Origin of the sequence: Streptomyces sp. NPDC052043 (assembly GCF_044548235.1) — a bacterium.
GTDB lineage: Bacteria > Actinomycetota > Actinomycetes > Streptomycetales > Streptomycetaceae > Streptomyces.
This window is the reverse complement of record NZ_JBIUBT010000003.1, coordinates 618,067-638,990: the sequence shown is the minus strand read 5'-3', so window position 1 is coordinate 638,990 and position 20,924 is coordinate 618,067. Positions and strand designations below refer to the sequence as shown.

Here is a 20,924-nt window from a genome sequence, read left to right as displayed (position 1 = left end):
ATGCCCAAGCTCGAAAACGACGCCGAGGTCGAGGTCAAGCTCGACAGCGCCGCCGGGATGCTGCAGCAAGCGATCCCCGCGCTGCTGCGCCGCGGACTGTTCGAGGCGCCCGGCTCGCGGATCGTCGCGGTCGTCGAGTTCGCGTCGACGACGTACACCGGGCACGCCGCCGGCGAGGACAAGGACCCGCAAGTGAAACTGCGCGTCAAGCTCGCCGAGGTCGCGGCCGACAACGACCAAATCCGGCAGGTGCGCGAGGTCATGCGCGCCATGATGCGTCGCCGCAAGATGCACGGCACCCTCGACGAGCTCGGGCCGGGCACGCGCGACGTCGAGGCGATGATCGCCGATCTGCTCGCCGATCACCCGACCGAGGGCGAGTTCGAGGCGCACCAGGAACGCGAGCGCGAGCGTAAGCGCGCCGCGAACGGCGGCCGAGTCGAGCAGTACGGATGACACGCCCCCCGGCCGGCAGTGGCGGCGCACGCCGAGTGCGCTGCCGCTGCGGCCGGACCGTACTGCGGCAGCTCGTCGGCCGCCGGGCGGCGCTCGATGTGACCGCCGACGCCGATGAGTTGACCGCCGCGGCGGCCGCCGAGCTGCGCGAGCCGAACCGGCTCGACTGGTGTGTGCGGCAGCGCAAGAGCGGTCCCGACCTCGCGTGGGTCGACCGCCGTAACCATCCCGCGGGCTGCCCCCGCCCTCACGTGATCGACCACAAGTGCACGGCGCCGCCGGCCGCAGCCTCGCGGCCGCGCCGCACCCGTACGACCTCGGTTCCCGAGGGACAGCTAACCCTCGGTTAGGAGCTCACCCGATGCCATGGTTTGTCGTTGACGACAACAGTCACATGCACCCGAAGATCGTCGCCGCGGGTAACGCAGCGCTCGGGCTGTGGCTGCGCTGCGGCTCGTATGCGGCGCAGCATCTGACCGACGGCATCGTGCCCGGCGTTATCGCGAAGATGTACGGCACCCCCGCGCAGGTGCGGAAGTTGGTCGCGGCCGGTCTGTGGCACGAGCACGGCCACACGTGCCGACACGCGAAGTGCGCGCAGCCGGCGCCCGGCGACTTCTACATTCACGACTATCTCGAGCCGTACAACCCGACTCGCGCCGAGGTCGAGGCGCGGCGCGACCGGGCGGCCGAGAAGAAACGGCGGCAGCGCGCCGGACGGGCAGGCGAGCAGCTTCCGCTCGACGACGGCGACCAGGGCGCCCCGCCGCCCGCGCCAGTCCGCGAGCAGCGCGCCGAGGCGGCGCCGATCCCCGCGGACTGGCAACCGTCCGACGAGGACGTGCGCGCGGCGCAGCTCGCCCGCGCCGACGCGAGCCGGCCGCAGCTCACCCCACAGCAACTCGACACGCTCACCCGCCGGTTCGTGCGCCGCATGACCGACGACGGCGTGCGTGCCGCCGGGTTCGGCGGCCGCTGGCAGCAGTGGGCCGAACGCGAACGCGTCGAGCCGGCGCCCGAGCCCGGCAGCAACGTGTACCGGCTGCCCGGCGCCATGACGAAGTCGCAGCAGCAGCGCGCCGGACTCGAAGCGCTGCGGCAGCAGATGAACGGAGGACACCCCGCATGAGCCCCGAGGAAACACTCGAGCTGCTGTCGCAGATCGCCCTCGTCGACGACCGCGTCGTAAAGGTCGACCACATCGAGCAGCGGGCGCAGCTCACCATGTGGGCGGTTGTCCTGCGCGACGTGCCCCTCGCGTTCGCGGGCGAGGCAGTCGGCCGGCACTACGCCGAGTCGGCGTGGCCGATCATGCCGAAGGACATCGCGTCACGGTGGCGCGACCAGGTGCGCGACCGGCTCGGCAGGTCGACGGGCACGTTCGAGCCGACGGATCACCCGAACCTCGACCCCGACGACGTCGGCGGGTACGTGCGGGCGCTGCGCGCGCACCGCGGCGCGGTCGCCGGGGGTGACGCCGAGCCGGTCGGACTGCGCGAGCTGATGCCCGCGGTCGGCGACCGGCTCGGCGGCGGCCGGGTCGCCGAACTCGTGCCCGCTAACGACGCATTCCGCGAGGCGAAAGAGACCCGATACCCGCGCCGCGAGCGGCCGGCCGGACCGCCCGAGCTCGCCGTGCACTGCCCGAAGTGCGGGGCGTCGGAGAAGCGGCCGTGCCGGCTGCCGACCGGCCGGCAGATGGTCGGCACGCACCCGTCGCGGCGCGACGTGTGGGAGGCACAAGCGGTCGGGGGCGAGTCGTGAAGGTGTACGCCGATCGGCTGCTCGCCGAGGCGGTGCCCGACGGCACTTTCGGCGGCGCCCGCCCTCGCCGCACCCGCGGCCGCGAGCAGCAGCGCCGCACGCCGGACCCCGCCGCGGCTCGGCACCTCGCCGAACTCGCCCGCGCGGTCGCCGAGATCGACCACGACCGCGGGTACGGCGTGAGCCTGCGCTACCGACAGCCCGCCCCGCCCGCCACCTGATCACCCGTACGCACAGCCCGAGGGAGATACCCATCATGGCCGACCAGGACATGACCGCCGTCGACGCGCTGCTCGCCCTCGCCCGCCGGCACACCGACCCCGACGCGGCGCAGGCGCTCGTCGACGAGGCGACCCGCGAAGTCGCCGGCCGGACCGTCGTGCGACCCGAGCAGCAGCTCGTACCGCTGCGGTTCGTGCTGCGCCGCCACAAGGACATATCCGGGATCAGCGGGCTCGGCGACGTCGCCGACGGCGTGCTGTGGCCCGACGGAACCGCAACGATCCGATGGCGCGGCGAGCACCCGTCAACGGTGCATTGGGACCGCGGCCGCGCGTCGGTCGAGCTCATCCACGGTCATCAGGGCGCGACCGCGGTCGTGTTCCTCGACCAGGGCGACGAGCAGCTCGCAGCGCCCACGGGCGCGGGCGACGTTCCGCTCGTCGTGCGCCGCGTCCTCGATCACGCCCTGCGCCGGCCGGTTCCATGCCCGAAGTGCGAGCGCACCTCGCCCTGCAGGTGTGCCGACGCCGACCGCACCGAGGGGCGCCTCGACGTCGTGCTCGGCGCGCTCGCCCCGTGGCTGCACACCGAAGGGGGCGCAGCCGCATGAGCGCGTTCGATCACGACGATCTCGCCGACCTCGACGAGGACGACGTCGAGACGCTCGGCGAGCTCACCGACGCCGAGCTCGCGGCCGCCCTCGACGCGCTGTACGAGCGCGAGCGCAACCCGCTCGACGGATACGCCCGCCCCGTGACCCGCCTGCAGAAACCTCGAGCCGCCGGCCGCGGCATGCGCGATCTGCCGCCCCTGTAACCCGCCCGCCATCCACAGACTGTGAGGAAACCCGTGGACAACCCGACCGCCCTGAAAGGCCCGACCCCCGACGCATACGAGGCAGCGTGCGCCGCACTGTGGGCGCACCGCGACCGCGCCGACGCGCTCGCCGCAGCGTTCGACTCGATCCGAGCATGGCGACACCTGCAGCCACACGGCGACGCCGTCGACTTCGCGCCGCTCGACGCGATCCTCGACGCGGCCGCGGTCGGCGGCGATGTGCCCCTGCAGCAACTCAAGCGACCGGCGACTGCAGCCGAGGCAGCCGAGGCGCACCGCGTGCTGATGAACGCGCGGGCGCAGGCGTTCGAGGCGCAACGGCTCGTGTGGGATCAGATCGAGGCTGCCTAATCCGCGTGATCGCTCGCGCTCCGGAAACCCGAGCCTGACTCGACGGCGGGGCGCCCCACAGCCGGCAAGCAAACCGGGCGCCCCCGCCACCCCTTCGCGGTGTGATCAGCCTACGCCCCACGCACCATCAGGAGCGCACACCCATGCAGCACACCGCCCGCCGCCACCCCGCCGACGACCTGCAGATCGTCCTCGACCACTGGACCGACATGCGCGACCTGATCGACACCTCGACGCCCGCCCCGTGGCAGCCCGACACGGACCGCGCGGCGTACCTGCGCGCCCTCGACGACCACGACCGCGACGAGGTCGCCGTCGCGCTGCAGCACGCGCAGCGCCTCATCACCCGCCGCGACGAGCACGGCCGCGTGCAGTACGAGTGCATGCACTGCGACTACGTCGGCGAGGGCCGCGCCCACACCCCGCGCGCCGACCGCGACGCGCTCGTGCTCGGCGAGCGCCCCGTGCCGCTGCGGCTGCACGTCGTCGACGCGTGCCGCGCCGTCGAGGTCGCGCTGTGCGCGCTCGCCGACGAGATCGCCGCCGAGGTGCAACTCGCGCCCCTCGCCCCGATGGCGCCCGCCAAGCATTCCGGTTACGCCACGCTGCGCGAGGCGCAGATCGCGGCCGCCGACCGGGCTCGCCGCGACGAGCTCGCGGCACTGGACGCTGCGAGCCCGGCGCGCTGGTCGTTCACGAGCGGCCGCACCGCTGTACGCGCCGCCGAGTGGCTGCTCGCCCGGATCAACGGCGACACCGCGCACTGCAAGCCGATCAGCAGCCTGCACCGCGCCCGGATCGCGCTCGTCGCCCGCGAGGCGGCACGCCGCATCGAGCGGACGATCGGCGGGGTCGGCGACCGGTACGCCGTCCCCATGGATGACCGGCCGTGCCCGTACTGCGGCGACGAGCTCACCCTGCACCGCGGCGGCGGGCTCGACGACGTCGTCGTCTGCGCTGGCCCGGGCTGCGAGGCGCCGGTCGGGCTCGACGGCGGCCGCCGCACCTGGTCGACGCCGGCGCAGCTCGCCGCGCTGCAGGTCGCCCTCGACGCGGCCGCGCGGCGTCGGAAGCGAGCCGACGCTCGGGCGCGGCAGCGGGCTGCGGCTCGGGCTCGGCAGGGTGCGGCGGCGTAGTGGGCGGGGCGTCCGTTGCTCGACAGCGGGCGCCCCTCGTGCTTCCCCGTCCCACATGCGAGGCAAGGCTGATTCCCCGTCAAGACGCGCCCGATATGGGGTGGTTGTCAAAAGTGTGGGATGGGTCTCAGAAGCCCTGATCGTGTTGGCTTTTCTGAGGGCGCCTGCCCGAAGATTCATCCCAACGCGAGGACCCGCCGGCGTCACCTTCCACAGCGCACCGACGGGTCCCTCGGGGTCACGAATCCTGCATAGAAACGAGCCCTGCTTTGGACAGTACACAGAACACGCTCGCCCGGCAGACCGCTTCGCGGGCGATCCTCATCACGTTGCTGATTCTCGGCTGTGGTGATCTCGGGTTTGCTGCGGGCGTCTTCGCGGGCGTCGTCGGGCACCTCTCGGTCTACGACGCGACCGGCGTCGGGGCGGGTGCTTTCGCTACGACGCTCGCCCTCGCCCTCCCGATCGCGATCTACATCGTCAAGGGCGGCGGCGACTGATTCTCCAGACTCACAGCGGCGGCGGCATCCACTCGTCGGGGCCGCCGCCGCGCCATTCGATCAGGTCAGACTCGGCGACGTCGGACGCGTCGAGCCCTTCGAGGCCGGCGCGGCGCAGGAACTCGGCGACGTCACGCAACGAGTAGGCAGTGCCGAGCACCTCGGCGCCGACCCGCACCCGCCGGCCGCCGCTCGCCGACGGCGGGTGCACGATCACGCGCGGCGCATCCATACAGCCATGGTCCGGCCGGCCGCCGACGACTGCAGCGCGGGATGCCCCGTCCGGGCATAAAGCGACCCCGCCACATCGGGCGGGGTCCGGGTCACTACTCGTCGTCGGCGCGTAGGTCGGTTCGTTGGCCGGGGCGCAAGTCGCGCGCATCCCAGTAGCGGCGCACCTCGTCGAGATCCCACTCGTCGCGGGTACTGCCCGGCCGGCGCTGTGGCTGCGGAAAGTCGTCGTGATGGCGGCGCCATGTGTGCAGCGCCTGCCGTGACACGCCGAGCTCGACGGCGAGCTGCGACATGTTCACCAACGTCGGTTCCCCTTCGCTCGCGTCCGTCGACTGCGGCTCTTCCCGCTCTGGCATGCGCTCATCCTGCCCTAACCTAGTTGACACTGTAAAGCAGGTTCACCTACCGTCGAACCCGCACAACCGGACGCCCCGGCCGGCGCCGCGAACGCCATACGGCCGGGGCGGACCGTGCCCCCAACGTCGAGCAGAGGGCCGATCCGTGGCTGATAGTAACGGCGAGCGTCACACCACACCCGAGCGTGACCGATCGCAGCTCACCGCCCTGCAGCGCCGCATCATCGCCGGCGTAGCGGTCGGCGCCGCCGTGATCGCCCTGATCGGGTTCATCGGCTCGTACGCAGCGGTTCGCGCTCTCGCGCACGCGAAGGGGTTCGGCACGTTCGCGATGATCTTCCCGATCGGGCTCGACGCCGGCATTCTCGTGCTGCTCGCCCTCGATCTGCTGCTCACGTGGCTGCGCATGCCGCTGCCGATGCTGCGTCATATCGCGTGGCTGCTCACCGCGGCGACGATCGCGTTCAACGGCGCGGCCGCGTGGCCCGACCCGATCGGCGTCGGCATGCACGCCGTGATCCCCGTACTGTTCGTCGCCGTCGTCGAGGCGGCACGGCACGCGGTCGGGGTCGCCGCGGACATCAGCGCCGCCCGGCATATGGAATCGGTGCGGCTGTCGCGGTGGCTGCTGTCGCCGCTGTCCACGTTCCGGCTGTGGCGGCGTATGAAGCTGTGGGAACTGCGTTCGTACGACGAGGTGATCGCCCTCGAACAGTCGCGGCTCGTCGAGCGGGCTCGGCTGCGCGCCCGGTACGGGTGGTGGTGGCGGCGTAAGGCGCCCGTCGAGGTCGTCATCGCGTACCGGCTCACGCGGTACGGGCGCCCCCTCGCCCCGGTCGACGTCGCCCCCGCCCCGGCCGAGGGCGCCCCGACCGTCGACGGGTACGACCCGGCGTGGGATGAGAGCGCCCCGTTCGACGACCCGATGTGGGAGGGCGCCCCGACATTCGCCCCCGCCCCGCAGGGCGCCCCGGCACTGCCCGCCCCGCCCTCGGCCGCCCCGAGCGAGGGCGCCCCCGAGCGCCCCGCCCCCGATGCCCAGGGCGCCCCGCAGGACGACGCCCCCGCCGACGAGGGCGCCCCCGACGAGCCCGCCCCGGACACCGAGGGCGCCCCCGAGCGCCCCGCCGACGAGGGAGACGACGAGGGCGAGGCGCCGCGCGACGAGCAGCGGCCGCCGACCCGCGCCGAGGTGAAGCGGAAGATCCGCGCGCTGTACGACGAGCTCGACGCCCGCCCGGGCGAGGGCCGGATCGTCGCACTGCTCGAGGCCGAGGCGCTGCACGGCTACCCCTACAAGTCCCGACGGCACGCGCAGAAGCTGCGCGACGAGATCGAGCGCGACGAACCGAAGCTGCTCGAGCGCGGCTCGTCGAACGTCCGCGCACTGACCGGCACGTGACGGTCTGACTGTGACTGCAACTGCAGTCACAGTTCGCCCCCGACCCCCCTCTGACCCGCCAAAACCGCCCGCAGACACACCCCTGCAGCAACTACGACCGCAGTCGCAGTGAAGGAGTAGCACGGTGGCGAACACCGAAGCACCGCCCGCACCCGCCGCGGCCGCGCCCGAACCGCCCGTCGAGGCGCCCGCGCCGCCGCCCGCACCCGCACCCGTACCGGCGCCGGCCGTCGAGCCGGCCGACACCGAGCCGACGCAGCGCCGCACCCGCCGCCGTGGCGGTGTGCCGATCGAGCCGCTCGTGATCGGCGCCGGAAACGGAACCGCTGTCGCGGCGACCGCCGCGTATCAGGCAGCCGGCGCGATCGGGCTCGCGGCCGCCGCCGGAACCGTCGTCGCCCTCGCCGCGGGCAGCGCCCTGCAGCGCCGGCGAACCGTCCGCTCGCGCACCACGACCGGGACGGGGCGCATCCGCACCGGGGCGGGCTCGACGTCCCGAGGGCGTACTCGGGGCGGGGCGTCCGGGGGTGCAGGGCGGGGCGGCGGCTCGGGGCGGGGCGGTTCGTCTCGTCGGGGCGGCGCCCTCGGGGCGGGATCCGCGGGGCGGGGCGGTGCGGGACGTACCCGCCGGGGCGCCCTCGGCTCGCTCGGCGGTCGGGGCGCGGGACGGCTCAAGTCGCCCCGACTGCCCTCGCCTACGGGTGCGGACAAGCATCGGCGCCCCAAGCGGGGCGACACCTCGCCCTCGACCAGGAAGCGCGCGCCCCGCACCCGCAGCCGGCTCGGCATGCTGCGCCCCGCCGCGAGCGCCGCCCGCCGCGGCATGGCGGGCACGGGGCGCGCGATCCGCGGTACGGGGCGCGGCATCGCGGCCGCCGCCCGCGGTGTCGGCCGCGCGGGGCGCTGGGCTGCCGCCCCGGTCCGCGCGCTGTGGCGCAAGAGCGCGACTGCCCGTCGAGCAGCAGCTCGCCGAACCGGCCGTGCCGCCGGCGCGCTGTGGGATGGCGCACTCGCCGGGATCGCCGGGCTCGCCTCGGCGGTGTGGCACCGCAGCATGCGAGCCGGACTCGACACGCTGCGCGCCGTGTGGCAGCGCCGCCGCAAGAACCGAGCGGCACGCAAGGCGGCCGCCGGACCCGCGATGACCGGACCGGCGATCGCGTCGACGCCGCCCCCGATCGCTCCCTATGTACGCCGCCCGGCGACCGCCGGCGGTTCCCCCTCGACCTTTGGAGGACGTATGTCCGGCGGACATCACTTCCTTGCACCTGCGATGGAACTCGAACGGATCGCGACGACGTACTCGCCCGACGGGATGATGCAGGTCGGCCGCGACTTCGCTGCGCTGCCCGACGCGCTCACGCACATCGCGAACGCCATGAAGATCAGCACCGCTCGGGCCGACGCCGAGCAGCCGCTCGACCCGCGGATCACCGAGATCATGAAACAGGTCTATCTACTGCAGATGAAGGCGGCCGAGCTCGCCCGCGAGCTGCAACCCGCGTTCCGGAAGCTGCACGACCTCGACATCGCCCGTATCGAGGCGCCGCGCAAGGGCCGGCATGCCGAGTCCATGTGGGACGTATCCCGCAACGCCGACGCGAGCCTGTAAGGGGCAGACAGTGCAGATCGATTGGGAGTCGGGGCACGGTCCTTTCACCGCCCCACTCAGCGCCGCCGGTTCCGCGCTCGCCGCCTCGTACGCGGCGAACGCGGCCGGCGTCACCCCCTGGTGGGGCGCCGCGGTCGCAGGCGCCGGGCTCGTCGGCTCGCACATCGCGGGCCGGCGGTCCGGCGCCGACCGGGGCAGCCTCGTACTGCGCGCGGCCGCGTGGGTCGGTGCGGGCGCGTGGTGTTCGTGGGCGCTCGTCGCCGGTCCGTGGACGATGAACTGTCTCGGCGCGCTCGCCGCGGGCGGCGTCGCCCTCGGCGCCGGCATGGCGGGCAACCGTGCCGCCCGGCGTCGAGCCGACGAGCAGCAAGCGGTCGAGGCGGCCGCCGAGGCGTACGCGAGTGTGCAGGGGCGGCACCGGGCGCTCGCCGCGGAATGGTCGGCTCGTCTGTCCCGTGTAAGTGGCATCGAGGGCGTGCAGGTCGTCGGCGTCGAGTCGTGGGCCGAGGGCGGCGGGTTCACCCTCGACTGCGTACTGCCCGAGGGCGGGCACACGTGGCGCAGCGTGCAGCGCGTGCAGGATGGACTCGCCGGCGACGCCCGACTGCCGAACGGCTGCACGGTCGAGATCACCGAGGGCGCCGACCGCGGCAGCTTCCTCGCGAACATCGAGACCGTCAACCAGACCGCCGGCGAACCGCGCATGTACCCCGACGACTACGCGCCCCGCTCGTACAACGACGGGTTGCAGATGGGCGTGCACCGCGACGGATCCGAAGCGTCGCCGGTCTGCCGCGAGCTCACCGGGATCGCAACGGGCCGGCGTGGCTCGGGTAAGTCGAACCTGATGCACGTGTGGATCGCCGGTCAGGTACGCATGATCGACGCGCTCGTGTGGGTGCTCGACTTGAACGGCGGCGGGCTCGCGCTGCCGTGGCTGCGCGCATGGCACAAGGCGGGGCGCCCCGGCCGGCCGCCGATCGATTGGGTCGCCGACACCCCCGAAAAGGCGCTCGCCATGGCTGCGGCGCTGCTGCGGATCTCGAAGGCTCGCAAGCCCGGATACGCCGACCTGATGATCGAGCACAACGACGACAAGATTCCGGTGTCGCCCGAGGTACCCGCGATCATCACGAACGCCGACGAGATCGCCGAGCTGTACTCGGGCAAGGCGCGCAAGAACCCGACGCTGCGCAAGGCGGGCGACCTGTTGATCGAGGTCGTCGAGCTCGCCCGCGCGGTCGCCTGCAACATCATGATGTCCGCGCTCCGCGCGACGGGCGATGTGCTCGACGAGCCGCAGCTCGTCGTGCAGTCCGGTCTCAAGGTCGGGATGCAGTCCGACGAACGCGAGATCAACTATCTGATGGGGTGGGGCGACCGGATCGGGCCCGAGGACATGCCCGAGCCCGGCACCGGTGCCGTCAAGGTGCTCGACAAGCCTGCGCGCCCCTTCCAGGCGTACCGGATCACCCCGGCCGAGATCGCACGGATCGTCGTCGCGACTGCCGAGTACCGGCCCGAGCTCGACGAGTTGTCGCGTCGGGCGGCGGGCGAGGCGTACGAGCGCAGGTGGGACGACTGCGACTATCTGTTCACCGGTGCAGTGCAGCCGCAGCCAGTCGCCGTCGACGAGTCCGAGGCCGAGCCCGAGCAGCCGGTACGCGAGGGATGGACCGACCCAACTGCCGATTGGGACAGCCCGGCGCAGGATGCCGAGACGCTGCCGACCGGCGACGCCGCGATCGCCGACGCCGACGCAGCCATGCGGCGCATTCACGAGCAGATCGACGACGCGACGGCGCGCGACCCCGACCTCGAACGGCAAGCGCGCGAAATCTTCGAGGCGAGCGGACTCTCGTACACCCCGCCCGCCGCACTCGACGAGGCGCAGCCGGCCGGCGGCGACCCGCGCAAGCAGCTCGTGTTCGAGATCGTGCTCAAGTCCGGCCCGACCGGCATCGGGCCCGAGGCGATCCGCGACTCGATCGCCCGCCTGCACCCCGACGTCGAGGTGCCGCACGCCGCCACGATCGGCCGATGGCTCGGCGCCGACCCGCGCGTGCACCAACCCAAGTACGGCCGCTACGCCGTGCGCCCCTCGAACGGAGACACCCCGCAGTGAGCCACGTACCCGACACCCGCCGAGCCGAGCCGGCACCGCCACTCGTCTACCCCGCCGCCGTCGTGCCCGCCGCCGAGCAGCACCTCGTGCCCGCCCCGCCGCCCGGCATGCGCGTGATCGGGTACGTGCGCATCGACGGCATGCTGCACCCCCAGTACGGGCCCGAGTACGTGCCCGCCGCGGCCATACCGCAGCCAGCCGCTTCCGGGCTCGACCCGCAGGCACAGCGCACCGCCGCCCGCGGCGTGTTCGCCGCCGGCGTCGGCGTCGGCGCGTACTTCGGCATGCAGGCGCTGCAGATACTCGTCGGCTCGATCGTGCAACTGCTCGCCGCGGCCGCGATCTTCGCGCTCGTGTGGGCACTGCCGACCGGCCGCCGAGCGATGCGCGAGGCACCGACGTACATCACGAACAATCGCGGGTTACTGGCCGGTTGGAAGTCGCAGAACGGGCCGCGCAGGTAGCAGCCAAACTCACCGCTCTGCCACCTCTCCATGGGGCGCACGGACCACGCTGTTAGGCGAAGGCGCGCCGGTGTCAGGCATCTTCGCCCCTGACAGCTTCATGATCAACCCCGCCTGCAGTCGAGTCTTCACCTCCGGGTCCGTCACCTGGTCGAGCAGCGCAATCGCTTGATCTCCAGACCGCTCGGCGCGCATGTCGGCCCGCAGAGACTCGGTTTGATCAGCCATGTGTTTCAGAGCTATATCCGCCCGACGGTGCACCAACTGACCGATCACGGTCGAAATGACACCAGCGCCGCTCGTCACGATCGACGCGAACATGCCGCCCGTCGTTTCAGCGCGCCAGATGGCTAGAACGACACCGAAAAGGATCACTGCGACGCCAATAGCCGAGATGAACTGGCTTGTGTTGAAGCTGCGTTTGGCCTGTGTAAGTCCGTATGAGTAGTACTCGATCAGGACCGTCGCAAATTGATCCTCATCGTCCGCAGCGACCGCTCTTGGCGCCGGAGAAGTACTGTTTGGATCAGTAGGAGGCGGCGAAGACGCTGCCGGTTGCTCCGCGCGGGGAGGGGGCGGAGGAACCGGTCGCGGCTCTGCATCGCCATCCGCTTCCGGTTCATCAGTTTGAGAGATGAACCCGCCGCCTCTTGCGTGTTGGGTAACGCGGCGTTGGGTAATAACCAACCCCTCCCCGGTAGGTTGGGGGCTTCGCCGTAGCCGCCACTCGCTGTACGCATCCTGCATACGTTGCGCGACGGCAACGCGCTCACGCTCGAACGACTGCTCCAAGATTGCCCGCAAGGTGCGCAGGCCCCATTCAAGGGCCAAGCCCCCAGCGAAGCAGAGAAGCGGCACAAAGACGCCGTCCCACCATGACAGCATGCAAACCCCCTATGCGCCCGACCCAACCGTGCCGGCGCGGGCAGCGGACCAGCCCACGATTCTACGGAGAGCGGCGAGCAGCCCGCACGGCTCTTGACGATCCGTCAACGCCCCATTCAACACCTCACCGGGCGGGGCGCAGTCGTAGGAGAATCACCCCATGCCTAAGCTCACCCCGTACGAGGCGGCCGAACGGCTCGACATCGCCGACGAGAACATCGACGTGTTCGTGCACCTGGTCGACGCGCTGCGCACGCCCGAGGCACGCGACGACGAGCTCGCCCGGCTGCGCGCCGAACTCGCAGCCGTCGACGAGGCGCTCGTCGAGGCAGGTATCGAGTACCCGCTCGGCGCCCGCGGCGTACGCGACCTCGGCGCCGCGTTGCGTACGGCACGCGAGGACGCTGCCGAGTAGCTATTGCGCACCCCTTGACGCCCCGTCCGGCACTCGCCGGGCGGGGCGTCGTCGTAAGAGGATCGCCCCATGACTGATGAGCCCGGCCGCTATCACCTCACCCTCACCCCGGCGACGGGTGGCGGCACGGTTCATGGTTGGTGGTCAAGTGAGCCGACCGCGCGCCGCAAGTTCACGGCATGGGTTGGCGAGCACGGCCGGCCCGGCGCCCGTATCGCCCTCGTCGACGAGGAAAGCGGCGAGACGCTCGCCGTCTGGCCCGACGAGCCATGACTGCACACCTCTTGACGAACCATCCGACGCCCCGTTCGGCACCTGCCGGGCTGGGTGCACCTATGCGCCCACGAAAACCACCCTCGACTGGCCATTGGAGCCCATCGAAGCGAGCCAGAACCTTAGGCTGCTCTCGTAACCAGCACATCCGGTACTCGGCAGGGGGAGCCCACGATGACGATATGGCTGCTATTACGTTCATTCGCGAGGTGGTTTCGTTCTGAACTCACCGCCGTCAGAGTGGCCATTCAAGAATTCGATCACCGGTGCACCGAGATAATAGATGACTACGTATCTCAACGCGTCTTGCATGTGACCTTCATAGAAGCCCTGACCCCAGATGAGCGCGAGCGAATCACACCTCAAGTAGAAGCGCACGTCACCATAACTGCAACTAAGAAGGCAACTCCCCAAGCCATACGCGACATCATTAGCGAACGTCGAGTTTTCCTGTGGACGATATTTGTGCCCTTGCTCGGCTTGGCCTTTATTCCACCGGCGTACGACTTCCTGAATTCACCAAACGGCGCGACACTAGCCTTCAGGGGTGCCCTTCTGATCGCAGTCATGGTCCTGATTCGCAAGACTCACAAGGCCCTCGCGATGCGAAGCAATTACGCCATTTTTGTCGTGGCGTTCGGGCTCACACTGTGCTCCTACGCCATTAATGGCGCACACTCGGCATGGCCTACGGAGATCGAGGCGGCGATCCAGCTACCAGTAACTACGGGTTGGCAGCAATGGGATTCCAACGTCGCTCGAATCGACGAGATGCAGTCCATATCAAGAGTCGTCTCTCTGCTGAAACCGGCAGTCGGAATGGCGGTGTTTTATGGCCTAGGACGCTTCGGCCTGGCCGCTTTCACGACTTCCATCATAGTCGCGGATGGTGACGAATATCAGTCGGTCGTCGTCGATGAACTTCTACGCATAAATCAGCTCTGCCGTCTCGTGGAAACCACAGGCAGGCGTCAATCAGGCACAATCGAGCCACGCGATCTCTACGTCGCAGCACACTTCAAGAATGAGATCACCTACCGTCTGCAGTCGCTAGCGCGCATCTTTGAAGGACCATGGCGCCGATCTATGCATATCGGAGACAAGGTCACTGATTCCAAAATGGACATCATGGCCGACGGAATGGCAGCCGCAGCACGAAACTGGATGCTGCACGTTCGAACGCAGGGAATATCCGCTTCCAGCGACGCCAGGGAGGCATTCTCCTCGGCTTTGGTTAATGCAACAGACGGCAACTGGCGCGCAATGGCAATGGAAGGCGCCACTCCTCGTACCCGCCTAAGGAAAAAGCTCATTAGAGCTCTGCGAACAATCACTGCCATCGCAATCATCATAACGATGATCGCTTTCCTGAAAGGAAGCATTCCAGGTACCCCCACCGCTCTTCAGGAAGGTGGGTTGCAATTTCCAATTGCACTCCTCGCCACCTTGCTTGCGGCAGCAGTGGACCCGCACGCGAGCGAACGTATCAGCACAGCCACGCGGATCATCGAGGAAACAAGTCAACAAAAGAAGAAGGAATAAACTAGCGACGATGACACCGGAGGGGCTGTAACACCCCGTGGCAACCGGATCGAGGGGAGGATCGGACCATGGCTGAGCCGGGCCGCTTCCACCTCGGCCTGCCCCTGGCCAGCGGCGCCATGGTGCACGGCTGGTGGCAAAGTGAGGCGACCGCGCGCCGCAAGTTCACGGCATGAGTTGGCGAGCACGGCCGGCCCGGCGCCCGTATCGCCCTCGTCGACGAGGAAAGCGGCGAGACGCTCGCCGTCTGGCCCGACGAGCCATGACTGCACACCTCTTGACGAACCATCCGACGCCCCGTTCGGCACCTGCCGGGCAGGGCGTCGCTGTGTCCCGACTCTAGTAATCAGGGCGATTCGGACACACCTTGAATGTGAATCCCGACACATTTCTACCGGGCGGTAAGAGCGGTGCTCTGACGCCCCGTCCGACCCTGGCGCGAGGCATTCCGCGCGCATTCCGAACTCATTTTGAAGAGAAACGCGACGCAAAATGAGATGAAATGCAGCGTACATCTATCGTCAAAAAAATCACGTCCTCGCAGGTCAACGCGATCTGTCCCGAGGGGACTCCCCGGTCCCTACGCGCGCGCGTGTTCCCCTCCCCTCCCCTCCGGTCTGTGGTGGCTGTAGAGAGAGCAACTACCGGTAGTGGGCGGGCGCGCAATCGAGCTCTCTCTGCCACCACCCCGCCTCGAACCGCTTGCAAAACCCCCGCGGCTGTCGCACTCTGAGACCGCAGACGACGGCTGCCCACCCGCCGAAGTCGCCACAGACACCACAGCGCCCCCGACGCCGACACCGGCCGGGGGCGCTGCTCATTCCCCCACCTGTCCGGCCCACCTTCCCCCCGTGGGCAGGACACGGCGCCGCCTCACCAGCCCGAGGCGGCGCCACCCCCACTCCGCGCAGTGCAGGACACACACGAGACAAGTGCGGGTTGCTGGCTGCGACCCTGCACTGCGCGGGCACTACCGCCCCGCCGAACTCACGCGGCACCATGGACCCTTCACCCAGAACCACCACGAAGGGGCGCACACCATGTTCGGCAGGAAGAAGACCGACGAGGAGAAGGCAGCAGCAAAGCGGCTCAGCCGCATACGCGTTGCAGCCGCAGCAGCCGGCGTAACCGTCATCGGCGGCAAGTTCCATCAGGCCGGGCAAGCGTCGATCCCCGTCGAGGGATCGAAGGTGACCATCGAACTCGGCGAGACGGCGAAGAAGCGGATCACCGCGACGCGGGTCGCGCTTACCGGGATCTTCGCGCTGTGGCTGAAGAAGGATGAGCAGAAGCTGTACATCACGGTCGAGCACCCCGACGGCGTGATCCTCTATCCGGTAGCGGCGAAGAAGGAACCGCAGGCGCGCGTGTTCGCGACCCTCGTCAACGGCGAGGCGACCGGCATCAACTAGCCCACACCGACCGGGGCGGCACGCAGATCCCCCGCCCCACAGCGACACCCCCCTCGGTCGACACCCCCCGTCGACCGACACCCCCCCTCGTCGACACCCCCCTCGGTCGACCCCCGTCGAGAGGACACCGCCCCATGCGCGTACACCTCACCGACGGCACACACGAGATCGAGATCGACGCACGCGGCGTACAGCTGCCCGACGTCGAGGCCACAGCCGGCCGACTGCTCGACCGACTGCGCGGCACGACAGCCGACGAACAGACCGAGCAGCAGCAGCCGTTCGGGTTCGGCCGCGACCTCGACGGCGTCAGCCTCGACAGCAGCACCGAACGAGCCGAGCCGTACGACGACGGACGCGACCAGGACGACGAGGACGACGACGCATGAGCGGCCGATGGGAAGGCAGCAACAGACGGCACGAGCTGCCCGCCGACTGGCCCGAGCGCCGGGCATACGTCCTCGCACGCGACGAGTACCGGTGCAGGTGGCGCGAGCAGCGCACCATCTGCGGCCGCACGGCGACCGACGTCGACCACATCACGCCCGGCGACGATCACCGGTACGAGAACCTGCAGGCGCTATGCCGCGACCACCATGCGATCAAGAGCAGCCGCGAGGGCAACGCGGCACGGTGGGCGGTCCGCATGCAGCGGCCGAAGGAACGTCACCCCGGTCTGATCTGACCAGAGCCCGAGCCGAGATCGCCCCGCCCCCCTGGGGGGTGACTCCCCCCGCCCCCGGTCTGGGCTCCGGGAGGTGCTGGGGCTCTGGCCCTGTACGGGTCTGGGGAAAACGGCCACGCTGCGGGGCGTGGGCGGTCCGCTGGCGGGCGGGCAGGGATGCGGCCGGCTGATTTGATGGCGCGCGGTAGGGGTGCCGCAGATCGCCTCTCAGCCGGTCGCACTCCCGATACGAACCTGATACATGCAGGTCAGAGCGCTATAGCCGTTACAGCCGGTACGATGGGGGCATGTCGACGACGCCCCGCTGCCAGCACGAGCCGTGCCGCGAGCCGCTGCCGATCACTGCCCGGCGCGATGCCCGGTACTGCTCGGGCCGCTGCCGCACCGCGGCGTGCCGCGCACGGAAGACGATCCCGGCCGAGCTCACGAGCCGGCCGCGATGGGTCCGGCGCACCTCGCGCAAGGTGCCGCTTACAGTGCACGGCGACGTCGCGAGCAGCACGGACCCGTCGACCTGGTCGCGGTACGCCTACGCCGCGGCGTCGACCGCTGGCGCCGGGCTTGGGTTCGTCCTCGACGGCGACGGCGTCGTCTGCCTCGACCTCGATCACGCGCTCGTCGACGGCGAACTACTGCCGTGGGCGCAGCGCCTCGTCGAGGCGGCCGGCGCGACGTGGGTCGAGGTGTCGGCGTCCGGTACGGGCCTGCACGTGTGGGGCCGCGGCGCGCTACCGAGCAGCGGCCGCCGACTGACGGTCGGTTCAGGGTCGGTCGAGATGTACGCGATCGGCCGGTACATCGCGGTCACGGGTCGGACGTGGGGCGCCACGCCTCGCCGGCTCGGCGACCTGCAGCACGTCATCGACGCACTGTTGTAGAGCCGTGCAGGTTCTCGGCCGATACGTAGATGTCCCTGATCCGCGCGGCGACATGGCCCTGCGCGCCGTGAAGCTGGTCAATCACACCAGGCAGGGCCGCCTCGGTCCTGTCGGGCCCATCGTCGGCAATCATCTCTGCCAGGTACTCGTACCGCCCGCAGGCGTTGCCCACGAGGGTGCGCAGGCGATCGGGGATCACAAGCCCCGTGAGCCGGTTGATCTTTTCGACATGCTGATTCGTGGTGCGCTTCAACTCGGTCGCCGAGGCTTCCAGTCGCTCGAATCGTTCCCGGCCATTTTGGTCCGCGCGCCTCTCAGGGGTGTCGAGCAGCCGGTGCCAGGAACACGACCGGAGGACGCGGGTTTCGGCGACGAGCAGCAGTTCAGTGAGCTCTGCATGAAGATCTTGCAGGTGCGCGAGCTCGAAGGCTTCTCGTCGTTCCGCGTGGACCCGCTGCCGCTCGGCCTCCCGCGCTGCTCGCTCGCGCCGCGCTTGGGACGCGTTGTTGATCAGCACGCCTCCGAACACAACACCTTGCCCAAGCAGGAATGACCCAACTGTCCAAAGCGCCGCTGCCCCCGGTAGTTCCACAGAGGTACCGTACCCATTGCAGCCCGTCCTCGACGCGCTGTTGCCTGCGCTGCGACGCTAAACTGCCCTCTCGCGACGTGTGTTGCTCTGGGGGGAGCCGTGAAGAAGGTACGGATAGCGTTCGTCGGTGTGGTCGCTGCAGCGACGTTGGCCGGGTGCGGCGGCGGTAACGCTGAGCGCGACAAGTCGGCGTCCGACGTAGCACAGGCTGTACGCGTTCTGCAGGACGCCATGAAGGAAGAGACGGCAGCCGTCAAGACTGGCAACGCGCACGACGAGATCGAAAACGTGCAGTTGGTCGCGCAGGTCGAGCATGAACGGCTTGCCAAGCTCGCACAGCGGGCGCCCGCTGAAACGCAAGACTTTGCGGATGCGGCCGAGTTGTGGTCAAAAGCGGTGCTGACGTCGCGTACGGCGATCCTCGAACGGGTCGACGAGTCGACCAGCGCAGCAGCCATTTTGAACATTCGTCTCTCAGCCAAAGCCATGGACGCCGAAGCCGCGAAACTGCACGTCGATCCCTGGCTCAAGCTCGATCAGTACTGATGCCCGCTGCCTCCCGACACGGGTGTGCTGCGGCGCACCCGACACGGGAGGTACACCACATGGCAGGCAACGGACCGCCCCCGAAGGCGCGTAAGGTGCGGCGCAACGCCGACCCGGTCGCGCAGACCGTGCTCAGGTGGGAGCGCGCCGAGGCGCCCGAGCTGCCCGAGTTCCGCATCGAGCGCGACGGCGAGCTCGTCGAGTTCGTGTGGCCCGAGCGCACGCGCGAGTGGTGGCAGATGTGGATCGACTCGCCGCAGTCCGACCATTTCGGGTCGTCCGACTGGCAGTACCTACTCGACACCGCCCTGATTCACGCGCGGCTGTGGCGAGGTGAGCTGTCGGCGGCGGCCGAACTGCGGCTGCGCGTCGCCGCGTTCGGCGCGACGCCCGCGGACCGGGCACGGCTGCGCATGGTGTTCGCCGAGGCGGACGGCGCCGACCAGGGGCGCGGCAGTTCGGGCGGTCCGTCGGCGCGTGAGCGGTACGGGAACCTGCGCATGATGCCGGGCGGTAAGGCCGACCAGGGCAAGGGGTAGTCGGGGGTTCGTCATGCCGTGGCGGGGTCCCGAATACGACGGCGAGCGGCCGACGCTCGGGTACTACGTCCTCGACTGGATGATCGAGAACCTTGCGCAGCCTGGTCGCGACGACGGCGCCGAGTTCATCCCGACGCAGGAGCAAGCCGAGTTCCTACTCAAGTTCTACGAGGTGCACCCCGTCACCGGTCGGCGGGTCATTCACCGCGCGCTGTTGTCGCGGCCGCGAGGGTGGGGCAAGAGCCCGTTTGTTGGGGCGATCGCGCTCGCCGAGGCGTGCGCCGACGTCGTCGCCGACGGGTTCGACGCCGACGGCGAGCCGGTCGGCCGGCCGTGGCATTCGCTGCGTACGCCGCTCGTGCGTATCGCCGCGGTGACCGAGGACCAGACCGACAACACGTGGATTCCGCTACTGGAGATGGCGCGCGGCCGGTCGCTGTCGACCGACTACGGGCTCGACGTCCTCGACACCGTGATCTATCTACCGCGCGGCGAGATCAGCCCGATCACGTCGAGCGCGACCTCGGCAAAGGGTGACCCGGCGTGCTTCGCGTCGCTCGACCAGACCGAGGAATGGAAGGCGTCGAACGGCGGCGTCAAGTTGGCCAAAGTCATGAGGTTCAACGCCGCGAAGCTGGGCGGCAGCCTGATCGAGACGCCGAACGCGTACACGCCCGGCGAGGGCAGCGTCGCTGAGCAGTCGGCGGCCGACTATCAGGCGATCATCGACGGGCGGTCGCGGGCGCGGGGCATCCTCGCCGACCATCGCGAGGCGCCGCCGGACACGGACATGACCGACGAGCGGTCGATCGTCGCCGGGCTGCGGTACGCGTACGGCTGCAGCTCGGATCACGCCGACGGGTGCGTGCTGCACGACCCGCCGTGCGAGCCGGGGTGGTCGCCGATCGAGCGGCTCACGAGCGAGTTCTACGACACGTCGAACGAGCCGCAGGATCTTCGGTCCGACTTGCTCAACCAGATCACGCACGCGTCGGATGCATGGTTGACCGAGCCCGAGGTGCGCGCGTCGTCCGACCTCGGCAAGAGCCTGCAGCCCGGCGACCGGATCGTGCTCGGGTTCGACGGCTCGCGGAAGCGCTCGCGCGGCGTGACCGACGCGACCGCGCTGATCGGCTGCAGGCTCAGCGACGGGCACCTGTTCACGATCGGTGTGTGGGAGCAGCCCGAGCGGCGGCTGATCGGGCCGGACGGCAAACCGATCGAGTGGCAGGTGCCGGTCGTCGAGGTGCTCGCCGCGGTGCACGAGGCGTTCGAGACGTACGACGTCGTGGGTTTCTACGCCGACCCCGCCAAGTGGGAATCGCACGTCGCGGATTGGGAGGCGGCGTACGGGCCGCGGCTGCAGGTGCAGGCGACCCGGAACCATCCCGTCGAGTGGTGGATGACCGGCGGCCGGTCGACGCTGATCGTCCGGGCGCTGGAGAAGTTTCACACGGCGCTCACCGAGGGCGAGCTCACGCACGACGGCTCGTCGGCGCTCGTGCGACACCTGGTCAACGCGCGGCGGCGGCCGAGCCGTTCGGGCCTGCAGATCGGCAAGGCGCACCCCGACTCGCCGCACAAGATCGACGCCGCGGTCGCCGCGGTGCTCGCGTGGCAGTGCCGCCTCGACGCGATCGCGAAGGGCGTCGCGGTCGAGGACGAGGAAATGTTCGGCGGCACGTTCTGACAGGAAGG

The 20,924-nt window shown here is 70.0% G+C and carries 28 protein-coding genes; 24 read left to right on the top strand and 4 right to left on the bottom strand.

What is annotated here, in order from left to right; all coding sequences use genetic code 11:
- The 10 genes from ACIHCX_RS10860 to ACIHCX_RS10815 all read left to right on the top strand — a co-directional run bounded on the left by ACIHCX_RS10860 (position 1) and on the right by ACIHCX_RS10815 (position 5,266).
- On the top strand, positions 1 to 456 hold the full coding sequence (locus ACIHCX_RS10860) for a hypothetical protein (RefSeq protein ID WP_400028578.1): 456 nt from the start codon (positions 1 to 3) through the stop codon (positions 454 to 456).
- On the top strand, positions 453 to 806 hold the full coding sequence (locus tag ACIHCX_RS10855) for a hypothetical protein (protein ID WP_400028577.1): 354 nt from the start codon (positions 453 to 455) through the stop codon (positions 804 to 806). Before ACIHCX_RS10860 ends, ACIHCX_RS10855 begins: the two co-directional genes overlap by 4 nt.
- 11 nt (positions 807 to 817) lie before the next feature.
- On the top strand, positions 818 to 1,585 hold the full coding sequence (locus tag ACIHCX_RS10850; RefSeq protein WP_400028576.1) for a hypothetical protein: 768 nt from the start codon (positions 818 to 820) through the stop codon (positions 1,583 to 1,585).
- Positions 1,582 to 2,220, top strand: a complete 639-nt coding sequence (locus tag ACIHCX_RS10845; RefSeq protein WP_400028575.1) for a hypothetical protein — start codon at positions 1,582 to 1,584, stop codon at positions 2,218 to 2,220. Before ACIHCX_RS10850 ends, ACIHCX_RS10845 begins: the two co-directional genes overlap by 4 nt.
- Complete coding sequence (locus tag ACIHCX_RS10840) at positions 2,217 to 2,441, top strand: hypothetical protein (RefSeq protein ID WP_400028574.1); 225 nt, start codon at positions 2,217 to 2,219, stop codon at positions 2,439 to 2,441. The genes ACIHCX_RS10845 and ACIHCX_RS10840 overlap by 4 nt, the downstream gene beginning before the upstream one ends.
- Positions 2,442 to 2,476: 35 nt before the next feature.
- On the top strand, positions 2,477 to 3,052 hold the full coding sequence (locus ACIHCX_RS10835) for a hypothetical protein (RefSeq protein WP_400028573.1): 576 nt from the start codon (positions 2,477 to 2,479) through the stop codon (positions 3,050 to 3,052).
- Complete coding sequence (locus tag ACIHCX_RS10830) at positions 3,049 to 3,258, top strand: hypothetical protein (RefSeq protein ID WP_400028572.1); 210 nt, start codon at positions 3,049 to 3,051, stop codon at positions 3,256 to 3,258. The genes ACIHCX_RS10835 and ACIHCX_RS10830 overlap by 4 nt, the downstream gene beginning before the upstream one ends.
- A 33-nt stretch (positions 3,259 to 3,291) precedes the next feature.
- The gene (locus tag ACIHCX_RS10825; protein WP_400028571.1) at positions 3,292 to 3,630 is read left to right on the top strand and encodes a hypothetical protein; all 339 of its coding nucleotides are present in this window, start codon (positions 3,292 to 3,294) and stop codon (positions 3,628 to 3,630) included.
- Positions 3,631 to 3,773: 143 nt separating this feature from the next.
- Positions 3,774 to 4,766: a hypothetical protein gene (locus tag ACIHCX_RS10820; RefSeq protein WP_400028570.1), complete on the top strand. Its 993-nt coding sequence runs from the start codon at positions 3,774 to 3,776 to the stop codon at positions 4,764 to 4,766.
- Between the two features lie 269 nt (positions 4,767 to 5,035).
- A complete protein-coding gene (locus ACIHCX_RS10815) occupies positions 5,036 to 5,266 on the top strand; it encodes a hypothetical protein (protein ID WP_400028569.1) in 231 nt (76 codons plus the stop codon).
- 10 nt (positions 5,267 to 5,276) lie between these two features.
- Here the strand turns inward: ACIHCX_RS10815 and ACIHCX_RS10810 are convergent, their stop codons facing one another.
- The gene (locus tag ACIHCX_RS10810; RefSeq protein ID WP_400028568.1) at positions 5,277 to 5,498 is read right to left on the bottom strand and encodes a hypothetical protein; all 222 of its coding nucleotides are present in this window, start codon (positions 5,496 to 5,498) and stop codon (positions 5,277 to 5,279) included.
- Between the two features lie 94 nt (positions 5,499 to 5,592).
- A complete protein-coding gene (locus ACIHCX_RS10805) occupies positions 5,593 to 5,856 on the bottom strand; it encodes a hypothetical protein (protein WP_400028567.1) in 264 nt (87 codons plus the stop codon).
- Between the two features lie 145 nt (positions 5,857 to 6,001).
- Here ACIHCX_RS10805 and ACIHCX_RS10800 point away from each other — a divergent pair, with 145 nt between their 5' ends.
- From ACIHCX_RS10800 to ACIHCX_RS10785, 4 genes are all read left to right on the top strand, one after another.
- Positions 6,002 to 7,258 carry a DUF2637 domain-containing protein gene (locus ACIHCX_RS10800; protein WP_400028566.1) on the top strand — a complete coding sequence of 419 codons (1,257 nt, stop codon included), beginning with the start codon at positions 6,002 to 6,004 and terminating at the stop codon, positions 7,256 to 7,258.
- Positions 7,259 to 7,382: 124 nt separating this feature from the next.
- Positions 7,383 to 8,870 (top strand): hypothetical protein, encoded by a 1,488-nt coding sequence (locus ACIHCX_RS10795; RefSeq protein WP_400028565.1) that lies wholly within the window; start codon positions 7,383 to 7,385, stop codon positions 8,868 to 8,870.
- Positions 8,871 to 8,880: 10 nt separating this feature from the next.
- The gene (locus ACIHCX_RS10790) at positions 8,881 to 10,995 is read left to right on the top strand and encodes a hypothetical protein (protein ID WP_400028564.1); all 2,115 of its coding nucleotides are present in this window, start codon (positions 8,881 to 8,883) and stop codon (positions 10,993 to 10,995) included.
- A complete protein-coding gene (locus tag ACIHCX_RS10785) occupies positions 10,992 to 11,459 on the top strand; it encodes a hypothetical protein (RefSeq protein ID WP_400028563.1) in 468 nt (155 codons plus the stop codon). The genes ACIHCX_RS10790 and ACIHCX_RS10785 overlap by 4 nt, the downstream gene beginning before the upstream one ends.
- Positions 11,460 to 11,468: 9 nt before the next feature.
- Here the strand turns inward: ACIHCX_RS10785 and ACIHCX_RS10780 are convergent, their stop codons facing one another.
- Positions 11,469 to 12,344 carry a hypothetical protein gene (locus ACIHCX_RS10780; protein ID WP_400028562.1) on the bottom strand — a complete coding sequence of 292 codons (876 nt, stop codon included), beginning with the start codon at positions 12,342 to 12,344 and terminating at the stop codon, positions 11,469 to 11,471.
- 160 nt (positions 12,345 to 12,504) lie between these two features.
- Here ACIHCX_RS10780 and ACIHCX_RS10775 point away from each other — a divergent pair, with 160 nt between their 5' ends.
- The 7 genes from ACIHCX_RS10775 (at position 12,505) to ACIHCX_RS10745 (ending at position 17,549) form a co-directional block, all read left to right on the top strand.
- Positions 12,505 to 12,759 carry a hypothetical protein gene (locus ACIHCX_RS10775; protein WP_400028561.1) on the top strand — a complete coding sequence of 85 codons (255 nt, stop codon included), beginning with the start codon at positions 12,505 to 12,507 and terminating at the stop codon, positions 12,757 to 12,759.
- 69 nt (positions 12,760 to 12,828) lie between these two features.
- Complete coding sequence (locus tag ACIHCX_RS10770; protein WP_400028560.1) at positions 12,829 to 13,032, top strand: hypothetical protein; 204 nt, start codon at positions 12,829 to 12,831, stop codon at positions 13,030 to 13,032.
- Between the two features lie 174 nt (positions 13,033 to 13,206).
- Positions 13,207 to 14,574: a hypothetical protein gene (locus ACIHCX_RS10765; protein WP_400028559.1), complete on the top strand. Its 1,368-nt coding sequence runs from the start codon at positions 13,207 to 13,209 to the stop codon at positions 14,572 to 14,574.
- A gap of 1,040 nt (positions 14,575 to 15,614) precedes the next feature.
- Positions 15,615 to 15,986: a hypothetical protein gene (locus ACIHCX_RS10760; RefSeq protein WP_400028558.1), complete on the top strand. Its 372-nt coding sequence runs from the start codon at positions 15,615 to 15,617 to the stop codon at positions 15,984 to 15,986.
- Positions 15,987 to 16,120: 134 nt separating this feature from the next.
- Complete coding sequence (locus ACIHCX_RS10755; protein WP_400028557.1) at positions 16,121 to 16,375, top strand: hypothetical protein; 255 nt, start codon at positions 16,121 to 16,123, stop codon at positions 16,373 to 16,375.
- The gene (locus tag ACIHCX_RS10750) at positions 16,372 to 16,671 is read left to right on the top strand and encodes an HNH endonuclease (protein WP_400028556.1); all 300 of its coding nucleotides are present in this window, start codon (positions 16,372 to 16,374) and stop codon (positions 16,669 to 16,671) included. Before ACIHCX_RS10755 ends, ACIHCX_RS10750 begins: the two co-directional genes overlap by 4 nt.
- A gap of 287 nt (positions 16,672 to 16,958) precedes the next feature.
- On the top strand, positions 16,959 to 17,549 hold the full coding sequence (locus ACIHCX_RS10745) for a bifunctional DNA primase/polymerase (protein WP_400028555.1): 591 nt from the start codon (positions 16,959 to 16,961) through the stop codon (positions 17,547 to 17,549).
- Here ACIHCX_RS10745 and ACIHCX_RS10740 read toward each other — a convergent pair.
- On the bottom strand, positions 17,530 to 18,066 hold the full coding sequence (locus ACIHCX_RS10740; protein WP_400028554.1) for a hypothetical protein: 537 nt from the start codon (positions 18,064 to 18,066) through the stop codon (positions 17,530 to 17,532). The genes ACIHCX_RS10745 and ACIHCX_RS10740 overlap by 20 nt on opposite strands.
- A 174-nt stretch (positions 18,067 to 18,240) precedes the next feature.
- Between ACIHCX_RS10740 and ACIHCX_RS10735 the strand changes: the two genes are divergently transcribed.
- The 3 genes from ACIHCX_RS10735 to ACIHCX_RS10725 are packed head-to-tail and all read left to right on the top strand — an operon-like array spanning position 18,241 to position 20,916.
- Positions 18,241 to 18,687 carry a hypothetical protein gene (locus ACIHCX_RS10735; protein WP_400028553.1) on the top strand — a complete coding sequence of 149 codons (447 nt, stop codon included), beginning with the start codon at positions 18,241 to 18,243 and terminating at the stop codon, positions 18,685 to 18,687.
- Positions 18,688 to 18,746: 59 nt separating this feature from the next.
- The gene (locus ACIHCX_RS10730; RefSeq protein WP_400028552.1) at positions 18,747 to 19,226 is read left to right on the top strand and encodes a hypothetical protein; all 480 of its coding nucleotides are present in this window, start codon (positions 18,747 to 18,749) and stop codon (positions 19,224 to 19,226) included.
- Between the two features lie 13 nt (positions 19,227 to 19,239).
- Positions 19,240 to 20,916 carry a terminase gene (locus ACIHCX_RS10725; protein ID WP_400028551.1) on the top strand — a complete coding sequence of 559 codons (1,677 nt, stop codon included), beginning with the start codon at positions 19,240 to 19,242 and terminating at the stop codon, positions 20,914 to 20,916.
- Positions 20,917 to 20,924: the final 8 nt, after the last annotated feature.